Origin of the sequence: Actinomycetospora rhizophila (genome assembly GCF_042657905.1) — a bacterium.
GTDB classification, from domain to species: Bacteria; Actinomycetota; Actinomycetes; order Mycobacteriales; family Pseudonocardiaceae; genus Actinomycetospora; species Actinomycetospora rhizophila.
Window position 1 is genome coordinate 166,148 of record NZ_JBHSKG010000004.1, and the last position, 17,319, is coordinate 183,466.

15 protein-coding genes are annotated in these 17,319 nt (G+C 75.0%); 11 read left to right on the top strand and 4 right to left on the bottom strand.

Annotation, left to right across the window (positions count from 1 at the left end; translation table 11 throughout):
• Positions 1-11 precede the first annotated feature (11 nt).
• From ACFPK1_RS10180 to ACFPK1_RS10205, 6 genes are all read left to right on the top strand, one after another.
• Positions 12-434, top strand: coding sequence for a VOC family protein (locus ACFPK1_RS10180; protein WP_378020801.1), 423 nt, complete (start codon positions 12-14; stop codon positions 432-434).
• 77 nt (positions 435-511) lie between these two features.
• Positions 512-1,774 (top strand): GAF domain-containing protein, encoded by a 1,263-nt coding sequence (locus ACFPK1_RS10185; RefSeq protein WP_378020802.1) that lies wholly within the window; start codon positions 512-514, stop codon positions 1,772-1,774.
• 48 nt (positions 1,775-1,822) lie between these two features.
• Positions 1,823-2,878, top strand: coding sequence for a 2,3-butanediol dehydrogenase (locus ACFPK1_RS10190; RefSeq protein WP_378020803.1), 1,056 nt, complete (start codon positions 1,823-1,825; stop codon positions 2,876-2,878).
• Positions 2,875-3,657: an acetoin reductase gene (locus tag ACFPK1_RS10195; RefSeq protein WP_378020804.1), complete on the top strand. Its 783-nt coding sequence runs from the start codon at positions 2,875-2,877 to the stop codon at positions 3,655-3,657. Before ACFPK1_RS10190 ends, ACFPK1_RS10195 begins: the two co-directional genes overlap by 4 nt.
• A 252-nt stretch (positions 3,658-3,909) precedes the next feature.
• Complete coding sequence (locus tag ACFPK1_RS10200) at positions 3,910-4,185, top strand: hypothetical protein (protein ID WP_378020805.1); 276 nt, start codon at positions 3,910-3,912, stop codon at positions 4,183-4,185.
• A gap of 16 nt (positions 4,186-4,201) precedes the next feature.
• Entirely contained in the window at positions 4,202-6,124 is a 1,923-nt protein-coding gene (locus ACFPK1_RS10205; protein ID WP_378020806.1) for an ATP-dependent Clp protease ATP-binding subunit, read from the top strand.
• 44 nt (positions 6,125-6,168) lie between these two features.
• Here ACFPK1_RS10205 and glmS read toward each other — a convergent pair whose 3' ends face one another.
• From glmS to ACFPK1_RS10225, 4 genes are all read right to left on the bottom strand, one after another.
• Positions 6,169-7,980: a glutamine--fructose-6-phosphate transaminase (isomerizing) gene (gene glmS, locus ACFPK1_RS10210; RefSeq protein ID WP_378020807.1), complete on the bottom strand. Its 1,812-nt coding sequence runs from the start codon at positions 7,978-7,980 to the stop codon at positions 6,169-6,171.
• A gap of 14 nt (positions 7,981-7,994) precedes the next feature.
• On the bottom strand, positions 7,995-8,252 hold the full coding sequence (locus ACFPK1_RS10215; RefSeq protein WP_378020808.1) for a hypothetical protein: 258 nt from the start codon (positions 8,250-8,252) through the stop codon (positions 7,995-7,997).
• Positions 8,253-8,517: 265 nt separating this feature from the next.
• Positions 8,518-9,354 (bottom strand): ABC transporter permease, encoded by an 837-nt coding sequence (locus ACFPK1_RS10220; RefSeq protein WP_378020809.1) that lies wholly within the window; start codon positions 9,352-9,354, stop codon positions 8,518-8,520.
• Positions 9,351-12,248, bottom strand: a complete 2,898-nt coding sequence (locus tag ACFPK1_RS10225; protein WP_378020810.1) for an alpha/beta fold hydrolase — start codon at positions 12,246-12,248, stop codon at positions 9,351-9,353. Before ACFPK1_RS10225 ends, ACFPK1_RS10220 begins: the two co-directional genes overlap by 4 nt.
• Positions 12,249-12,523: 275 nt before the next feature.
• On the opposite strand from ACFPK1_RS10225, the gene ACFPK1_RS10230 reads away from it, so the two are divergent.
• The 5 genes from ACFPK1_RS10230 to ACFPK1_RS10250 all read left to right on the top strand — a co-directional run bounded on the left by ACFPK1_RS10230 (position 12,524) and on the right by ACFPK1_RS10250 (position 17,316).
• Positions 12,524-13,591, top strand: a complete 1,068-nt coding sequence (locus ACFPK1_RS10230) for a TerC family protein (RefSeq protein WP_378020811.1) — start codon at positions 12,524-12,526, stop codon at positions 13,589-13,591.
• A 91-nt stretch (positions 13,592-13,682) separates the two neighbouring features.
• Entirely contained in the window at positions 13,683-14,798 is a 1,116-nt protein-coding gene (locus tag ACFPK1_RS10235; RefSeq protein ID WP_378020812.1) for a hypothetical protein, read from the top strand.
• Positions 14,795-15,745: an ABC transporter ATP-binding protein gene (locus tag ACFPK1_RS10240; RefSeq protein WP_378020813.1), complete on the top strand. Its 951-nt coding sequence runs from the start codon at positions 14,795-14,797 to the stop codon at positions 15,743-15,745. The genes ACFPK1_RS10235 and ACFPK1_RS10240 overlap by 4 nt, the downstream gene beginning before the upstream one ends.
• Positions 15,742-16,755 (top strand): ABC transporter permease, encoded by a 1,014-nt coding sequence (locus ACFPK1_RS10245; RefSeq protein ID WP_378020814.1) that lies wholly within the window; start codon positions 15,742-15,744, stop codon positions 16,753-16,755. The genes ACFPK1_RS10240 and ACFPK1_RS10245 overlap by 4 nt, the downstream gene beginning before the upstream one ends.
• Before the next feature lie 27 nt (positions 16,756-16,782).
• Positions 16,783-17,316: an SRPBCC family protein gene (locus ACFPK1_RS10250; RefSeq protein ID WP_378020815.1), complete on the top strand. Its 534-nt coding sequence runs from the start codon at positions 16,783-16,785 to the stop codon at positions 17,314-17,316.
• The last annotated feature ends 3 nt before the right edge of the window (positions 17,317-17,319 follow it).

Sequence of the window (17,319 nt, forward strand, 5' to 3'; positions counted from 1 at the left end):
AGACTGGGCACATGGCCCTGGGAGTGCAGATCACGTTCGACGCCCACGACACGGCGAAGCAGGCCGAGTTCTGGGCGCTCGCGCTCGACTACGTCGTCCAGCCCCCGCCGCCGGGCTTCGACAGCTGGTTCGCCTTCGCCGAGAAGATCGGGATCCCGCGCGAGGACTGGGACCGCCTGAACGCCGTCGTCGACCCGGCCGGTGCCGGCCCCCGTGTGCTGTTCCAGAAGGTGCCCGAGGACAAGACGGTGAAGAACCGCGTGCACCTCGACGTCAACGTCGGCGACGGCGGCGAGGGCCGCAAGGAGCTCGCCCACGCCCACCGCGAGAAGCTCGAGGCGGCCGGCGCGCGGTTCCTGCGCGAGATCGACGAGCCCACGGGCTGGTGCCTGGTGATGGCCGACCCGGAGGGCAACGAGTTCTGCGTGCAGTGAGCGGGGCGGCTGGTCTATGGCGCCGCTCACGGTGGCCTGCCTAGGCTGCGGCGGGGTCCGTCGACGAGGAGGTGCCCGTGCCTCACGCTGACGACGGGGTCTGCGCGGTCACGCGCAGTACCGACCTGCGCCAGCACGCCCGCCTGCTCCACCAGGCCCACGACGCCCGGCTGTCCGGGAGCCGGCCGACGACGCCGTTGCGCCGGGTCGTGAGCCGGTCCTGGGACCGCGTCCTGTCCTACGGCGTCGCGCCGGACGGACGCTCGCTGGACGACCCCGCGCCGCCGGAGACCGTCGAGCAGCGCCGGGCCGCCTCGCCGATCGCCGGGGTGCTGCCGCAGCTGCGGGCGAGCCTCACCGCGGTGGCCGAGGACGCCGAGCACATCATGGTCATCACCGCCGCCGACGGTTTCGTGCTGTGGCGCGAGGGCGCCGTGCGCGTCGGCCGGCTCGCCGACTCCCTCGGCTTCCTGCCCGGCGCCGACTGGACCGAGGCCTCGGTCGGTACCAACGCCATCGGCACCGCGCTCGCCGAGCACGCCTCGGTGCAACTGTTCTCCGCCGAGCACTTCGTCCGCGCCCAGCACCCGTGGACGTGCACCGCGAGCCCGATCCACGACCCGCGCACCGGCGAGATGCTCGGTGTCGTCGACCTGTCGGGGCCCGCGCCGACGGTGCACCCCACCACCGTGGCCCTCGTGCACACCGCGGTCCGGCTCGCCGAGACCGGGCTGTGGGCCTCGCACGAGACGCGTCTGGAGAGCCTGCGGGCCGTCGCCGCGCCGATGCTCGCCCGGCAGACGGGCCCGGCGCTCGTCGTCGACGACCACGGCTGGGTCGCCGCCGCCACCGGCCTCGCCCCGCGTGACCGGGTCGGCGTGCCGCAGGCCGGCGAGGCGATGCTGATCCACGGGCTCGGCGCGTGCCTGCCCGACCGCGTGCCCGGTGGCTGGCTGCTGCGTCCCTCCGACGCGGCCGGCCCGGGCCGCACGCGCCTGCGTCTCGACCTCGACGCCGACCCGCCCGCGGTGCTCGTCGAGGGCCACGAGGTCTGGCGCCACACCCTCGGGCGGCGCCACCTGCAGATCGTCGCCCTGCTGATGGCGGCCGGGAGCGCGGGGCTCGACGCGGCCGCGATCAGCCGCGCGCTCTACGACGACGCCGACCACCTCGTCACCGTCCGCGCCGAGCTCTCCCGGCTGCGCCGCGTGCTCGGGGGCCTGCTCGCCGCGCGGCCGTACCGGATCGCGCCGGGCGTCGAGGTCGTCGCGCCGACCCCGCAGGACATCGCCCGCCTCTTCGGCCCCGGGAGTGCAACACCGCTGCAACCCTGGCCGTGACCGGGCTCACTCTCGTGGGATGCCCGGAGAGCACCCCAGGGAGGACCCATGAAGGCTGCCCGCTTCCACGGCCGTGAGGACGTGCGGATCGAGGACGTCCCCGAGCCGCATCCCGGCCCGGGCCAGGTGCAGGTCGCGGTCGAGTGGTGCGGGATCTGCGGCACCGACCTGCACGAGTTCCTCGACGGCCCGATCTTCACCCCGACACCCCAGGCGCCCCACCCGCTGACCGGCGGCGCCATCCCGATCACCCTCGGGCACGAGTTCTCCGGCGTCGTCGCGGAGGTCGGCCAGGGCGTGACGGGGGTGTCCGAGGGCGACCGCGTCGTCGTCGAGCCCTACGACGTGTGCGGCACGTGCGTCGCGTGCCGGTCCGGGCGCTACAACATCTGCCGGTCGCTGGGCTTCATCGGCCTCGACGGCGACCAGGGCGGGTTCGCCGAGAAGATGGTCGTCGACCAGCGCTGGGTGCACCCCATCGGCGGCCTGACCACCGAGCAGGGGGCGCTCATCGAGCCGCTGGCGGTCGGGTACCACGCGACGAAGCTGTCCGGCATCCAGCAGGGTCAGACGGCCGCGGTGTTCGGGTCGGGGCCGATCGGGCTGGTCACCGCCGCCGCCCTGCGCGCCACCGGTGCCGGGCAGGTGATCGTCATCGAGCCCGCCGAGGCCCGGAAGGCCAAGGCGCCCGGCGCCGGCGCCGACCACGTGCTCGACCCGACCGAGGTCGACGTGCCCGAGGCCATCCGCGAGCTCACCGACGGCGCCGGGGCGGACGTGACGTTCGAGTGCGCCGGCCTCGACCCCGTGCTCGCCCAGGCCGTCGCGTCGACCCGGCCCGGCGGGACCTGCATCAACGTCTCGATCTGGGGCCACCCGGCGACCTTCGACGTGAACTCGCTGGTGTTCTCCGAGATCCGGCTCATCGGCTCGCTCGCCTACGCGGGCCGGCACCCCGAGGTCATCGACCTCGTCCGCGACGGCGTCGTCGACGTCGAGCAGTTCATCACCGGCCGCATCGCCCTCGACGACATCGTCGACCAGGGCTTCCGCGAGCTCATCGACCACAAGGAGACCAACGTGAAGATCCTGGTGCACCCGTGACCGCCGCGGGGACGCGCGTCGCCGTCGTGACCGGCGCGGGGCGGGGGATCGGTGCCGCGATCGCCCGCCGGCTCGCGTCGGACGGCCTCGCGGTGATGGTGTCCGACATCGACGCGGCGACCGCGCAGGCCGTCGCGCAGGAGATCACCGACGCCGGCGGCCAGGCCGCCTCGACCGCCACCGACGTGGCCGACCGCGACGCCGTGGTCGCCCTGGTCGCCGCCACGCGGGAGCGGTTCGGGTCGATCGACGTCATGGTGGCGAACGCGGGCATCGCGCAGGTGAAGACGCTGCTCGAGGTCACGCCCGAGGACCTGCAGCGGATGCTGTCGATCAACGTCGGCGGCGTGATGTGGTGCCTGCAGGCCGCGGCCGAGGCGATGATCGAGCAGGGGCACGGCGGGAAGATCATCAACGCCGCCTCGATCGCCGGGCACCAGGGCTTCGACCACCTCGGGCACTACTCGGCGTCGAAGTTCGCGGTCCGCGCACTGACCCAGGCCGCGGCCAAGGAGCTCGCGAGCCACCAGATCACCGTCAACGCCTACTGCCCGGGCATCGTCGGAACGACCATGTGGGACGAGATCGACGAAGGGCTCGGCGGCTACCTGGGCACCGGCAAGGGCGAGGCGCTGAAGCAGTACTCGCAGCTCATCGCCCTGGGCCGGGTGCAGACGCCGGAGGACGTGGCCTCGTTCGTCTCGTACCTCGCGAGCCGCGACGCCGACTACATGACCGGGCAGGCGGTGATGATCGACGGCGGGATCGTGATGGTCTGACGACCACGTGAGGGATATGGGTCGCCGGGACGACCCATATCCCTCACGTGGGCGCAGCCCGTCGAGTTGACCGCCGGAGTGGCGGGGGTAACATGGTCGACATGCAGGCGAAGCGTCGCGAGGTAGTACTTCGGCGCGCCGGGTGAGCCAGGGCCCCGGCGCGCACTTCCGCTTGCCCCGCTAGGGGCTCGCAGCGGCACTGCCGAGACCTGGCTCGGATCCACTCCACCACCGGATCCCCAGGAGCCCGTCGTGACCACGCTCGAGCCGGCCCCCACCCGCCGCCTGTCCCGCCTGCCCCGCCCGTTCACCATCCTCACCACCGGCGGCATGACCGGGGTCATGGACCTCGCGTCGGCGCTGTGCTCGTTCGGCTACCGCGTCCCGGACTTCGCGGTCGACGTCCACGAGGGCGTCTCGTGCTCGTGCATCCAGTGCACCGTGGCGCTGACCAGCGCCGAGTGCACGGAGTTCGCCGACCGCGTCCGGTCGCTCCCGGGCGTCCTGTCGGTCGAGCCCAGCTGCTGACCCGCATAGTGGAGGCGTGAGCGACGACGCCCGGCGCGACCGGGGGCCCGACGGGCCCGGCGAGTGGTCCAACCCCCTCGAGCAGCTGATCGGCCGGCTCGTCGAGGGATTCGGCGACCTGGGCGGGCCGGGCCCGCAGGGTGACGACCCCGGACGTCCGCAGGGCAACAGCCGCACGCCCGTCCTCGACCGCTTCGGCCGCGACCTCACCGCCGCGGCCCGCGCGGGGCGCCTCGACCCCGTCGTCGGCCGCGACCGGGAGGTCGCCGCCGTCCTCGAGATCCTCGGGCGGCGCACCAAGAACAACCCCGTGCTCGTGGGCGACCCGGGCGTCGGCAAGACCGCGATCGTCGAGGGCATCGCGGCCAAGATCGCCGCCGGGACCGTGCCGGGCGCGGCCGGCCGGCGTGTGGTCTCGCTGGACCTGGCCGGGCTCGTGGCCGGCACCAAGTACCGCGGGGAGTTCGAGGAGCGGCTGCGGCGCCTGGTCGACGAGGTCACGGCCACCGAGCGCGCGGTGATCCTCTTCCTCGACGAGGTGCACACGGTCGTCGGGGCCGGCGCCGGGGTCGAGGGCACGATGGACGCCGCCGACATCCTCAAGCCGGCCCTCGCGCGCGGCGAGCTGCAGGTCGTCGGGGCGACGACGCTGGAGGAGTACCGGCGCCACGTCGAGTCCGACCCCGCGCTGGAACGGCGCTTCGCCCCGATCACCGTCGACGAGCCGTCCGTCGAGCAGACCGTCGCGATCCTCGACGGGCTGAAGGGGCGCTACGAGGAGCACCACGGCGTCCGGATCCCCGAGGACGCCCGGCGCGCGGCCGTCGAGCTCACCGCGCGCCACGTCCGCGACCGCTTCCTGCCCGACAAGGCCATCGACGCCCTCGACACCGCGGCCGCCCGGGTGCGGCTGCGCCGCGGCGAGGACCCGGGGGCGTCCGCGACGGTGTCGGTCAGCGACGTCGCCCAGGTCGTCGCCGACCGCACGGGCCTGCCCGTCGCGCACCTCACCGACTCCGAGCGCACCCGCCTGCTCGGCCTCGCCGACCACCTGCGCCGCCGCGTCGTCGGCCAGGACCACGCGCTGGAGGCCGTCACCGACGCGGTGCTCGCCGGCCGGGCGGGCATGGGCCAGCCGGGCCGGCCGGTGGCGTCGTTCCTGTTCGCCGGCCCGACCGGGGTCGGCAAGACCGAGCTCGCCCGCGCGCTGGCCGAGGCGCTGCACGGGTCCGACGAGCGCCTCGTGCGCCTCGACCTCGGCGAGTTCCGCGAGGCCCACACCGTCAGCCGCCTCACCGGCGCGCCGCCCGGCTACGTCGGGCACGACCGTCCCGGCGAGCTCACCGAGGCGCTGCGGCGCACACCGTCGTGCGTGGTGCTGCTCGACGAGATCGAGAAGGCGCACCCCGACGTGCTGGCCCTGCTGCTCGGGGTCCTCGACGCCGGGCGGCTCACCGACGGGCGCGGGCGCACGGTGTCGTTCGCCGACGCCGTCGTGATCATGACGAGCAACCTCGGGGCCGGCGCCCTGACCGAGGGCCGCGACCCGGACGAGGCCCGTGCCACCGTGCTCGCCGCCCTCGCGCGTGCCCTGCGCCCGGAGTTCCTCGGGCGCGTCGACGAGGTCGTGCTGTTCACCCCGCTCGACCACGAGGCCCGGCGCGCCGTGGTCGAGCTGTTCCTCGACGGCACGCGCGAGCGCCTCGCCGCGCAGGAGGTCGGGCTCACCGTCACCCCGGCGGCTCTCGATGCCCTCGTCGCCCGCGGCCACGACCCGGCCCTGGGCGCGCGCCCGATGCGCCGCGTCGTCACCCGGGAGGTCGACCGGGCGCTGTCGCGGCGGATCGTCGCCGGCGCCCTGCGCCCGGGCGGGCACGCCACCGTCGACGCGCCCGACCCGGACGGCCCGCTGACCGTCGAGGTGGGCCTGCCCACGTGAGCACTTTCCGGGCCCATCGGCCCGGAAAGTGCTCACGAGGGGCGTCACTCCACCGTGACGCTCTTCGCCAGGTTGCGGGGCTTGTCGATGTCGCGGCCCAGCACCGCGGCGCAGTGGTAGGCCAGCAGCTGCAGGGGGACGCCGAGCAGGATCGGGTCGAGCTCGGGCTCGAGGCGCGGGACGCGCAGCACGGCGTCGGCGAGCCCGTCGGGGAGCTCGGCGTTGGTCACCGCGATCACGGGCCCGCCGCGGGCGCGGATCTGCTCGATGGTGCTGATGTTCTTGGCCAGCAGCTCGTCGTCGGGGACCACCACCACGCACGGCATGGCGGCGTCGACCAGCGCGAGCGGCCCGTGCTTGAGCTCCGCCGCCGCGTACGCCTCCGCGTGCACGTAGGAGATCTCCTTGAGCTTCTGGGCGCCCTCGCGGGCCACGGCCGCCCCGCGCACCCGGCCGAGGTAGAACATCGAGCGCGCGTCGGCGTAGCGCCGGGCCACGTCGGCGACGGCGTCACCCGACTGCAGCGCGGTCTCCACGGCGTCGGGCAGACGGCGCAGGCCCTCGACGAGCCGCGTGCCGTGGGCGGCGGAGAGGTCCCGGACGCGGCCGAGCAGCAGCGCGAGCAGCGTGAACGACGTCGCCATCGAGCTGAACGCCTTGGTCGAGGCCACCGACACCTCGGGGCCGGCGTGCAGGAACATCCCGGCGCCGCACTGCCGCGCGATCGCCGAGCCGATGACGTTGACGACGCCGACGACGCGCCCGCCCTTGCGCTGGAGCTCCTCGACCGCGGCGAGCGTGTCGATGGTCTCGCCGGACTGGCTCACGGCGACGTAGAGCGTCTCGGGGTCGACCAGCGGGTTGCGGTAGCGGAACTCGCTCGCCTGCTCGGCGTCGGCGGGGATGCGGGCGAGCTCCTCGACCAGGCCCGCGCCGATCTGCCCGGCGTAGAGCGCCGACCCGCAGCCCAGGAAGGTCACGCGGCGGATGCCGCGCAGCTCGCGCGGGTCGAGGCGCAGCCCGTCGAGGCGCGCGGTGGCGAAGCGGGTGTCGAGGCGCCCGGCCAGCACGCGGCGCAGGGCGGCGGGCTGCTCGTGGATCTCCTTGGACAGGAAGTCCTCGTGGCCGTCGAGCTCGTAGTCGGCGTCGTCGACGTCGACGGTGGTGGGCGGGCCGAGCCGCGAGCCCTCGTAGCCCGCGGCGGTGAGCGTCGCGAGCTCGCCGTCGGCGAGGAAGACGACCTGGCGGGTGTGCCGGACCAGCGCGGCGACGTCGGAGGCCACGAACATCTCGCCGTCGCCGAGGCCCAGCACGATCGGGCTGCCGTTGCGGGCGACGACGAGCTCGTCGGGGTTGCGGGCGTCGAGCACGACCAGGCCGTAGGTGCCCTCGACGACGCGCAGGGTCTCGCGGACGGCCTCCTCGAGCGAGCTCGACCCGCCGTCGAGGGCCCGCGCGACGAGGTGGGGCAGCACCTCGGTGTCGGTGTCGGACTTCAGCGTCACGCCGTCGGCGACGAGCTTGGCGCGCAGCTCGTCGGCGTTCTCGAGGATGCCGTTGTGGACGACGGCGATGCGTCCGGCCGCGTCGGTGTGGGGGTGGGCGTTGCGCTCGCTCGGCTCGCCGTGGGTGGCCCAGCGGGTGTGGGCGATGCCGGTGCGCCCGGGCTGCTCGTCCTCGCCGACGGCGGCGCGCAGGTCGTCGACGCGGCCGGCGGAGCGGGTGATGCGCAGGGCCTTGCGGTGGGCGACGGCCAGGCCGGCCGAGTCGTAGCCGCGGTACTCGAGGCGCGCGAGCCCGTCCACCAGGATCTTCGTCGCCGGTCTCGGGCCGACGTACCCCACGATGCCGCACATGGTCGATTCCCCCTCTATCCGTAGACGATCCGGCGCAGGCGCCGCTCGCTGACCTCGCCGGGAGCCACCGGGCGGTGCGCGAGCTCGTCGGCGATCACCGTCCAGATCTCGGCGTTGCGACGGTCGCGGGCCTGCAGCTCCCGGTGCCGCCGGCGCACGAACTCCTCGGTGGTCTCCGAGTAGTAGGCGACGACGTCGGCCACCACGCGCGCGGCGACCTCCCCGGGAAGACCCGTCGACGCGGCCACGTGCCGCACCAGCTCGGGGTCCATATCGATACAGACTGCCGCGTCGGGGCCGCGAGGGCCAGCTTCCTGCCCGATTGCGGGCAGAGAATGACGCTTCGTGCGGTCTGCGCCACGGCGCGCTGCAGCCTCCGAGGGTGCACCAGCGTCGCCGCGTGGTCACCGGGGGCCGTCGACGGGGCGCCGGGAGCGCGACACGCCCGGGTGCACGCCGGCGGATCGAGGATGTGGCGATCCGGGCATCAGATGCCGGCGACGCCGCACCGCTGGCACACCCCGTGCGCCGGGTGGGCTAGCTGGTGATGTCCTTGCGGCGGAACCACCAGACCGCCGTGGCCCCGAAGGCGATGCACCACACCAGCGCCGAGAGCACGCCGCGGGCGAGGTCGGTGCCGTCGACGTCGAGGGTGAGCAGGTCGGCGAAGGCGAACACCTCGTGGGTCGGCAGGAGGTTGCGCAGGCTGCCCAGCGCGTCGACCGTGTCCAGGATCTGGGACAGGATCGACACGAGCACCGCGCCGCCGACCGCGCCGAGCGGGGCGTCGGTCACCACCGAGAGCAGCGTCGCCACGCCCGCCACCCAGAGCAGGTGGATCGCCAGGTAGACGACGGTGAGCAGGATGCGCACGAGCGCCGTGCCGTAGGGCAGGGACTCGCCGGTGGGGGAGAGGTAGTCGCCGGCCCCGTAGACGACGGTGCCGAGCAGGACGGCCACCACGGGCAGCACGACGAGCGTGCTCAGCGACAGGACGGCGGCGACGATCGCCTTCTGACGCAGCAGGCGCACGCGTGGCACGGGGATCGCGAGCAGGTAGCGCAGCGACGACCACGACGCCTCGCTCGCCACCGTGTCGCCGAAGAACAGGGCCACGACCACCACGAACAGGAAGCTCGCCGAGGAGAACAGCGCGAAGACCGCGAAGTTCGGGCCCGACGCCTGGGCGAGGTCGGTGAGGCTGGTGGCGGCCGCGCCGGGCGTGGGGTCGTCACCGACCGAGAACGCGATCCAGAGGATCACCGGGAGCAGCGCGAACAGCGCCAGCGTCACCTGGGTGCGCCGGCGCCGCCACTGGCGCGCGAGCTCAACCCGGACCGGCAGCGTGCGGGCTTCCTCGACCGTCGTGCTCACGACGAGCCCTCCTCACCGATCAGCGCGAGGAACGCGTCCTCGAGGCGGCGGCGGGGACCGACCCCGCGCACGTCGAACCCGGCCTCCACCAGCGAGCGCACGACCTGGGCCCGGTCGACGTCGCCGAGGTCGACGAGGACGACGTCGGCGTCCGAAGCGTCGGCCTCGACGCCGCGCACCCCGTTGCGGCCGCGCAGCACGGACACGGCCTCGTCGCGGCGCCCGGAGACCGTCACCGCGACCTGCCCGCCCGCGACCAGCTCGGCGACCTCGCCGGTCGCGACGACCCGGCCGCGGTGCATGACAACGACGTGGTCGCAGGTCTGCTCCACCTCGGCGAGCAGGTGGCTCGACACGAGGACGGTCCGGTGCCCGTCGCGGGCGTACGACCGCAGCACCTCGCGCATCGCGTGGATCTGGGGCGGGTCGAGGCCGTTGGTGGGCTCGTCGAGCACGAGCAGGTCGGGGAGCCCGAGCATGGCCTGGGCGATGGCGAGGCGCTGGCGCATGCCCTGGCTGTAGGTGCGCACGGTCCGGTCGACCGCCCCGCCCAGCCCGGCGATCTCCAGGGCGTCCTCGAGGTGCGCGTCCTCGCGGGGGCGTCCGGTGGCGGCCCAGTAGAGCTCGAGGTTGTCGCGCCCGGTGAGGTGCGGCAGGAACCCCGCGCCCTCGACGAACGCGCCGACGCGCCCCAGCACCGGCGCGCCCGCCACGACCCGGCGCCCGAAGAGGCGCAGCTCGCCCGCGGTCGGGGCGATGAGCCCGAGCAGCATGCGCAGCGTCGTCGTCTTGCCGGCGCCGTTGGGCCCGAGCAGGCCGAGGACCTGGCCGCGCTCGACGGTGAACGAGACGTCGTCGACGGCCACGAGCCCACTGGGCCAGGACTTCGACAGGCCCCGGACCACCAGCGGGGTGTCGGCCAGCTCCTCGGCGAGGGCGAGCGCGCCGCCGGGCTCGAGGTCACGGCGCCGCCGCCGCACGGCGAGCACCCGGGCGACCAGCCAGGCGAGGAGCACGCCGAGCAGCAGCACGCCGGCGGCGACCAGCGGGGCGAGCGGCACCGAGGTCCCGCTGCGCACGTCGCCGGGGACGGTGGGCACCGAGAGCGTGCCGTCCCCGGCGAGGGAGATCCGGTGTACGGCGGGCGCCGACGCCGCGGCGAAGGCCTGGTCGGTGGTGGCGACCGCGACCTCGAGGCGGTGGCCCGCCGCCAGCGTCGCGACGACCGCGGGCAGGCTGACGTCCACCTCGGTCGGCGTGGGGCCCGGCGCGGGCAGCCGGAGGGGGGACACGGCGCTGCCCAGCAGGGTGCGTGTCGCCCCGTCCGCGGCGACGTCGTAGACCTTCGCGAAGAGCACCGGTTCGCCGGCGGGGCGTCCCGGCACCGCGGCGACGCCCAGGCGGACCCGCGGGGTGCCCGCGACGACCGTGCGCTCCGTGAGCGGGTCGCTGCTGAAGGTGGCCGACTGCGCCGGCAGGTCCGAGGCCAGCCGCCCCAGCAGCGCGGACGCGCCACCACCCCCGCCGCCCCCGGAGCCGCCGCCGGAGCCGCCACCCCCGGAGCCGCCGCCACCCCCGCCCTCGTCGTCGTCGGAGCCGGCCGAGCCCGACCCGCCCGCCGCACCGGTCAGGGCACCGAGCCCCGGGATGGACGAGATCGCGGCGGGGGCGCCGCCGGCGGGGGCGACGACGTCCTGCGGCTCGCCCCGCAGCGCCAGCGGGGTCCGGGCCGTGCCCGGGGCGCCGTCGAGACCGGGGTAGACGCTCGCGGTGATCGTGCGCTGGGTCGGGGCGCTGCGGGCGGTCACCCCGGACGGCACGACGTAGGTGAACTCGGTGCCGACCGCGGGCGCCGTGCCCGCGAGGTGGTGGTCGAACCAGGCCTGCATCCGGGCGGTCGTGCGGGTGTCCGGGCCGCCGCCGTCGTGGCCGCCGGCGAACCAGCTCACCGCGACCGTGCCGCCGCCCGCGGCGATCCCGCGGGCGTTGGCGTCGGCCTGGTCGAGGCCGAAGAGCGTGTCCCGCTCGCCCTGGACCAGCAGCGTCGGGGCCGTGATCCGCCCGGCGATGCTCGCGGGCGAGGCGCGGGAGAAGAACGCGGCGAGCTCGGCCGGCTCGCGCCCGGTCGTGGCGGCGGCGGTGTAGCCCGCGCAGACCTCGGGCAGGAAGCGCCCGCAGACCTGGGGCGCGTCGGCCTCCTGCCCCGGGCCGGGCCGCGAGCCGCTGGAGAAGAACAGCGCCGCCCACGTCTTCTTGAACACGCCGTCGGGCGCGGCGGCGCTCGCGGCGGGCGTGGCAGCGGGGTCCGGTCCGGCACGGTTCGGGAAGAGCGACTGGCCCAGGTCGTTCCAGGTGATCATCGGGATGGTGGCGTCGACCCGACGGTCGTAGCCCGCGAGCAGCAGCGAGAGCGCCCCGCCGTAGGACGCGCCGGTGACGCCGACGCGCGGGTCGCCCGGACCGTCCTGGCGCACCTCGGGGCGGGCGGCGAGCCAGTCGACGAGCTGCTGCGCGTCGGTGACCTCGTACTCGGGGGAGTTCAGCGCGATCTGCCCGGTGCTCGCCCCGAAGCCGCGGGCCGACCAGGCCAGCGCCACGTAGCCCCGCTCGGCCCAGGTGCGGGCCTCGTCGGCCACGGTCTGCTTGCTGCCGCCGAACCCGTGCGCGACCAGCACCGCGGGCGCCGGGGCCGACGTCGCCGGCAGCCACAGCGTGGCGTCGAGGCTCTGCGGCTGGTCGCGCGCCGGGCCGTCCCGGACGTCGATGCGGAGGTCCTCGCTGCGCACCGCAGCACTGCCCGGGCCCCCGGGCGCGGGAGCGGCGGCGACCGTCGACAGCCCGAGCAGTCCGACGGCGAGCACGACCCCGAGGACCCGGAGCGGGCGGCTGATCACCCGCGCACGTTATCCCTGACGGTCTGTGTCCGTCGTGAGCAACCGGATCGGGTGCGCAGCGCCACTCGGGGCCCCGTCGCGCTGAGTTCACGCGGGTGACACACTCGGTCGCGGAGGGGAGTATCCCCGCGCGTCGGCCTCGTCAGCACGGCCGCCGGTCCGGTCGCCAGACCGGGCTCGGTGCCCGGGGCCGTCGGTCACCTGTCACAGGTGGCGGGAGAGACCTCCGGTGTTCACGTCTGCCCTGACGTCGCCGGAGATGGAGACCTCTCACCATGTACGTGCCGTTCTGGGTGTGGGCCGCGACCATCGTGGGCCTGCTCGCCGTCCTCGCCCTCGATCTCGCGATCGTCGGCCGCCGACCCCACGAGGTCACCGTCCGGGAGGCCGCCCGCTGGGTCGGCGTCTACATCGGGCTCGCCGCGGTCTTCGCGCTCGGCCTGTTCCTGGTGGCCGGGCCGGACCCCGCCACCGCGTTCGTGGCCGGCTACATCACCGAGTACTCGCTCTCGGTCGACAACCTCTTCGTCTTCCTGCTGATCATGAGCGCGTTCGCGGTGCCGAAGGTCCACCAGCACCGGGTGCTGCTCTTCGGCATCCTCATCGCGCTCGTGCTGCGCGGTGGGTTCATCCTCGCCGGGGCCGCGGTCATCGAGCGGTTCAGCTGGGTGTTCTACCTGTTCGGCGCGTTCCTCGTGCTCACGGCCGTGAAGGTCGTGGCCGACGGCGACGAGGACGAGGAGTTCAAGGAGAACGCCGCGCTGCGCCTGGTGCGCCGCGTCCTGCCGGTCACCGACGACTACGTCGGCTCGCGCTCGCTGGTCCGCCGCCGCGACTCCCACGGCCGGCTGCGGTGGTTCGTCACGCCGATGCTCATGGTGATGATCGCGATCGGCATGACCGACCTGCTGTTCGCGCTGGACTCGATCCCCGCCATCTTCGGGCTGACCCGCGACCCCTACATCGTGTTCACCGCGAACATGTTCGCGCTGATGGGCCTGCGCCAGCTCTACTTCCTGCTCGGCGGGCTGCTCCGCAAGCTCGTCTACCTCTCGTACGGGCTCGGCGTGATCCTCGCGTTCATCGGCGTCAAGCTCCTGCTCGAGGCGCTGCACACCAACACCGTCCCGTTCGTCAACGGCGGCGAGCCCCTCGGCGTCCCGACCATCGGGATCGAGCTCTCCCTCGGCGTGATCGTCGGTGTGCTGCTGCTCACCACGGTGGCGAGCCTCGTCAAGGTGCGGTTCTTCCCGGGGACCGACGACGTCCCTGAGCAGGGCGAGGACACCGGCGCCGACCCGGAGACGGCCTCGTCCGGCGCCCCGCGGTCGTCCGGGTCCTGATCTCCGACCCGCCGTCCTCACCGGGGAGCCACCGCCGGTGCGGTTCGGTGGCAGTCTCGACAGGGAGCAGGTGAGGGGAGTCGGGACGTCGGTGGCGGGACTGTCGGGGCGCGCGTGGCGCTGGGCCGTGGTGGCCGTGGTGGCGGCGCTCCTCGTGGGCATCCCCGCGGCGGTGGCGTCCCGGCCCGGTGACGCCCGCGCCGACCCGCAGCAGCTGCGCGAGCTCGTCGCGGCGTCGGCCGACCGCCCGTGGACCGGCTACGCCGAGGCCCGCGCGGCGCTCGGGCTGCCGCGCATCGCGCAGCTCTCCGACGTGACCACGCTGCTCTCGGGCGTCACCCGCCTGCGCGGCTGGTACGCGGCGCCCGACCAGGCGCGCTACGACGTGCTCTCGGCGGTGGGGGAGCGCGACCGCTACGTCACCCCGGACGGGCAGGCGGTGTGGGACTACGGCGCCGAGCTGCTCACCGTCGTCGCCCGCGACCCGCAGGTCCGCCTGCCCCGCCCCGAGGACCTGCTGCCGCCCGAGCTGGCGCGCCGGCTGCTGTCCGGGACGGCGGCGAGCGACCCGGCGACCGAGCTGCCCGCGCGCCGGGTGGCCGGGGTCGACGCGGCCGGGGTCCGGGTCACCGTCGCCGACCCCGGGACCACCGTCGGCGCGCTCGACGTCTGGGCCGACCCCGAGACGGGACTGCCGGTGGCCGTGGAGGTGCGGGCCAAGGGCGTCGCGGAACCCCTGATCACGACCTCGTTCGGCGAGCTCGAGCAGGGCCCGCCCGACCCCGCCGCCCTCACGCCGCGGCAGGGGCCCGGCGCCGGCGTGACGCGCAGCCCGACCTCGGACCTGTTCGGGGTGCTCGGCCGGGGCGACGGGCGCTCGCTGCCCGCGAGCCTCGCGGGGCGCGACCGCGAGCCGGCGGAGCGCGGGTTCCCGGCCCTGGGCCGCTACGGCACGACGCTCGGGCAGCTCATCGCCGTGCCGATGCCCCCCGACCTGGCCGGGACGCTGCTCGCGGGCATCGGCCGCGCCGGGGCGGGGCGCACCCTGTCGGTCGACGGGCAGGCGGCGGCGCTCGAGACCCCGCTGCTGACCCTGGCCGTGGTGCGCAGCGACGACGGCGCGCGGGCGTGGGCGCTCTCGGGGCTCGTGCCGCCCGCCGCGATCGACAGCGGCGCCACCGACCTGCTGGCGGGAGGGCGGTCGTGAGCACCCCTCTGGTCATCGAGACCCGGGGCCTGACCAAGCGCTTCGGCGCCCACGTGGCCGTCGACGACGTCGACCTGCACGTCGCGGCGGGCGCGCGCTACGGCTTCCTGGGTCCCAACGGGTCGGGCAAGACGACGATGGTGCGGATGCTGCTCGGCCTGGTCTACGCGACGCGGGGCGAGATCACGGTGCTGGGCCGGCCGGTGCCGTCGCGGGTGGCCGAGGTGCTGCCGGCGATCGGCGCCATGGTCGAGGGCCCCGCGGCGTACCCGCACCTGTCCGGGCGGGCCAACCTCGCGCTGCTGGACGCGGCCGGTCCCCGGCGCCGCTCGACCGGACGGGGCCGGCGCCGGCGCGTCGAGGAGGTGCTGGAGCGCGTCGGGCTCGGGGCGATCGACCGGCGCCCGGTGAAGGCCTACTCGCTCGGGATGCGCCAGCGCCTCGGGCTGGCCGGGGCGCTGCTCGACCAGCCGCGGCTGCTCGTGCTCGACGAGCCCACCAACGGGCTCGACCCACACGGCATCCGCGAGGTCCGCGACCTGCTCGTCGAGCTGAACGAGGCCGGTACGACCGTGTTCCTCTCCAGCCACCTGCTCGCCGAGATCGAGGCGCTGTGCACGACGGTCGGGGTGGTCGACCGCGGCCGGCTGGTGCTCGAGGACGACCTGGACGCGGTCCGCGGCCCGACCGGGCGCCTCGTCGTCCGGACCCCCGACCCCGAGGCCGCGGCCCGGCTGCTCGGGCGCGCGGTGGCCGAGCGCCACGACCACACCCTCGTCGTCGACGCCGCGCCGGGCGGCCCGCCGGCGCTGGCGCGCCACCTCGTCGAGCACGGCGTGCCGCTCGACGGTCTCGTCGAGCAGCGCCGGAGCCTGGAGGACGTGGTGGTGTCGCTGACGGGCCCGGGTTCCGACACGTCGCGGGGCCGGAACGGGGTGCGCCCGTGATCGGTGTCGAGCTGCAGAAGCTCGTCCGCCGCCCGCGCACGTGGGTGGCGGTCGGCCTGCTGTGCCTGCTGCCGACGATCGTGGCGGTCTTCCTCGCGACGACGCGCATCTCGCCGCCGCCGGGGCAGGGCGCGGCGTTCCTGTCGGCGGTGCTGCAGTCCGGCTCGCTGTACCCGGCGGCGGCGCTGGCGCTCGTGCTGCCGATCTTCCTGCCGGTCGCGGTGGCGGTGATCGCGGGCGACTCGGTGGCCGGCGAGTCGGCCCAGGGCACCCTGCGCTACCTGCTCGTGCGCCCGGTGCGGCGCACGTCGTTGCTGGTCGCGAAGCTGGTCGCGGTCGTGGTGTTCGTCGTGGGGTCGGTGCTCGCGGTGGCGGGCAGCTCCTACGTCGTCGGGGTGTCGCTGTTCGGGGCCGGCGACCCGGTGGCCGTGGTGCGGGCGCTGCCCGAGGTCACCGGCGGCAGTGACGCGGTCGCGGGCACCGGGACGGAGGCGGCACCGGCGGGCGGGCAGGTCGGCGGCTCCGACGCCTCGTCCGGGGGGCAGGCCGGCGCGCAGCGCCCGGGCGCGGACACCGGCGACGCCACCGCCGTCGACCCCGACGCCGCCCGCGAGCGCGCGCAGTCGTCGGTGTCGTCCCTGTCGGGCGAGGCGCTCTCTCCCGCCGACCTCGCGGCCCGGCTGCTGGGCGCCATGGGCTACGTGACGGTGTCGATGCTCGGCGTGGCGGCGATCGCGCTGTTCCTCTCGACGGTCACCACGTCGTCCCTGGGGGCGACGCTCGGCGCGCTCGCGGCGCTGATCACGAGCCAGGTGCTGGTCAGCCTCGACGCGGCCGCCTCGGTCACCCCGTACCTGCCCACCCGCTACTGGCTGGCGTGGGTCGACTTCTTCCGCGACCCGATCTTCCTGCGCGACATCACGGCGGGCCTGTGGTTGCAGGCCGGCTACGTGGTCGTGCTCATGCTCGCGGCGTGGGCCAACTTCACGACCAAGGACGTCACGAGCTAGTCCTTCATAAGGCTAGGCTGATATAAGGTGCGGGCGTCCCTCCACCGCGCCGACCGGGAGCACCTCGCGATGAAGTACACCGTCTCGATCGAGCTCGCCCTGCCGCGGGAGCAGGTGGTGCACCTGCTCGCCGACCCCGCGCACCTGCCGATGTGGCTGCGCGGCCTGGTGGTGCACGAGCCGCTGGACGGGGTGCACGGGCAGGTCGGCACCCGCTCGCGCGTCGTGCTGCGCAGCGGTGGGCAGGAGATGGAGGGCACCGAGACCATCACGCGCCGCGAGCCGGCGGACCTGCACGGGATCCCGCGCGACACCGTCGTCCACTTCGAGAGGGAGATCGTCGCCGAGGGCATGTGGAGCGCCACCCGCGACCGGCTGACCGACGCCGGGCCGGAGAGGACGCTCTGGGCGAGCGAGAACGAGTACCGGTTCGGCAGCGTGCCGATGCGGCTGCTCGCGCCCGTCCTGCGCGGTGTCTTCCGCAAGCAGTCGCGACAGCACATGCAGGACTTCAGGGCGTTCGCCGAGCACGGCACGGACGTCCGCGACGCGACGGGCTGACAC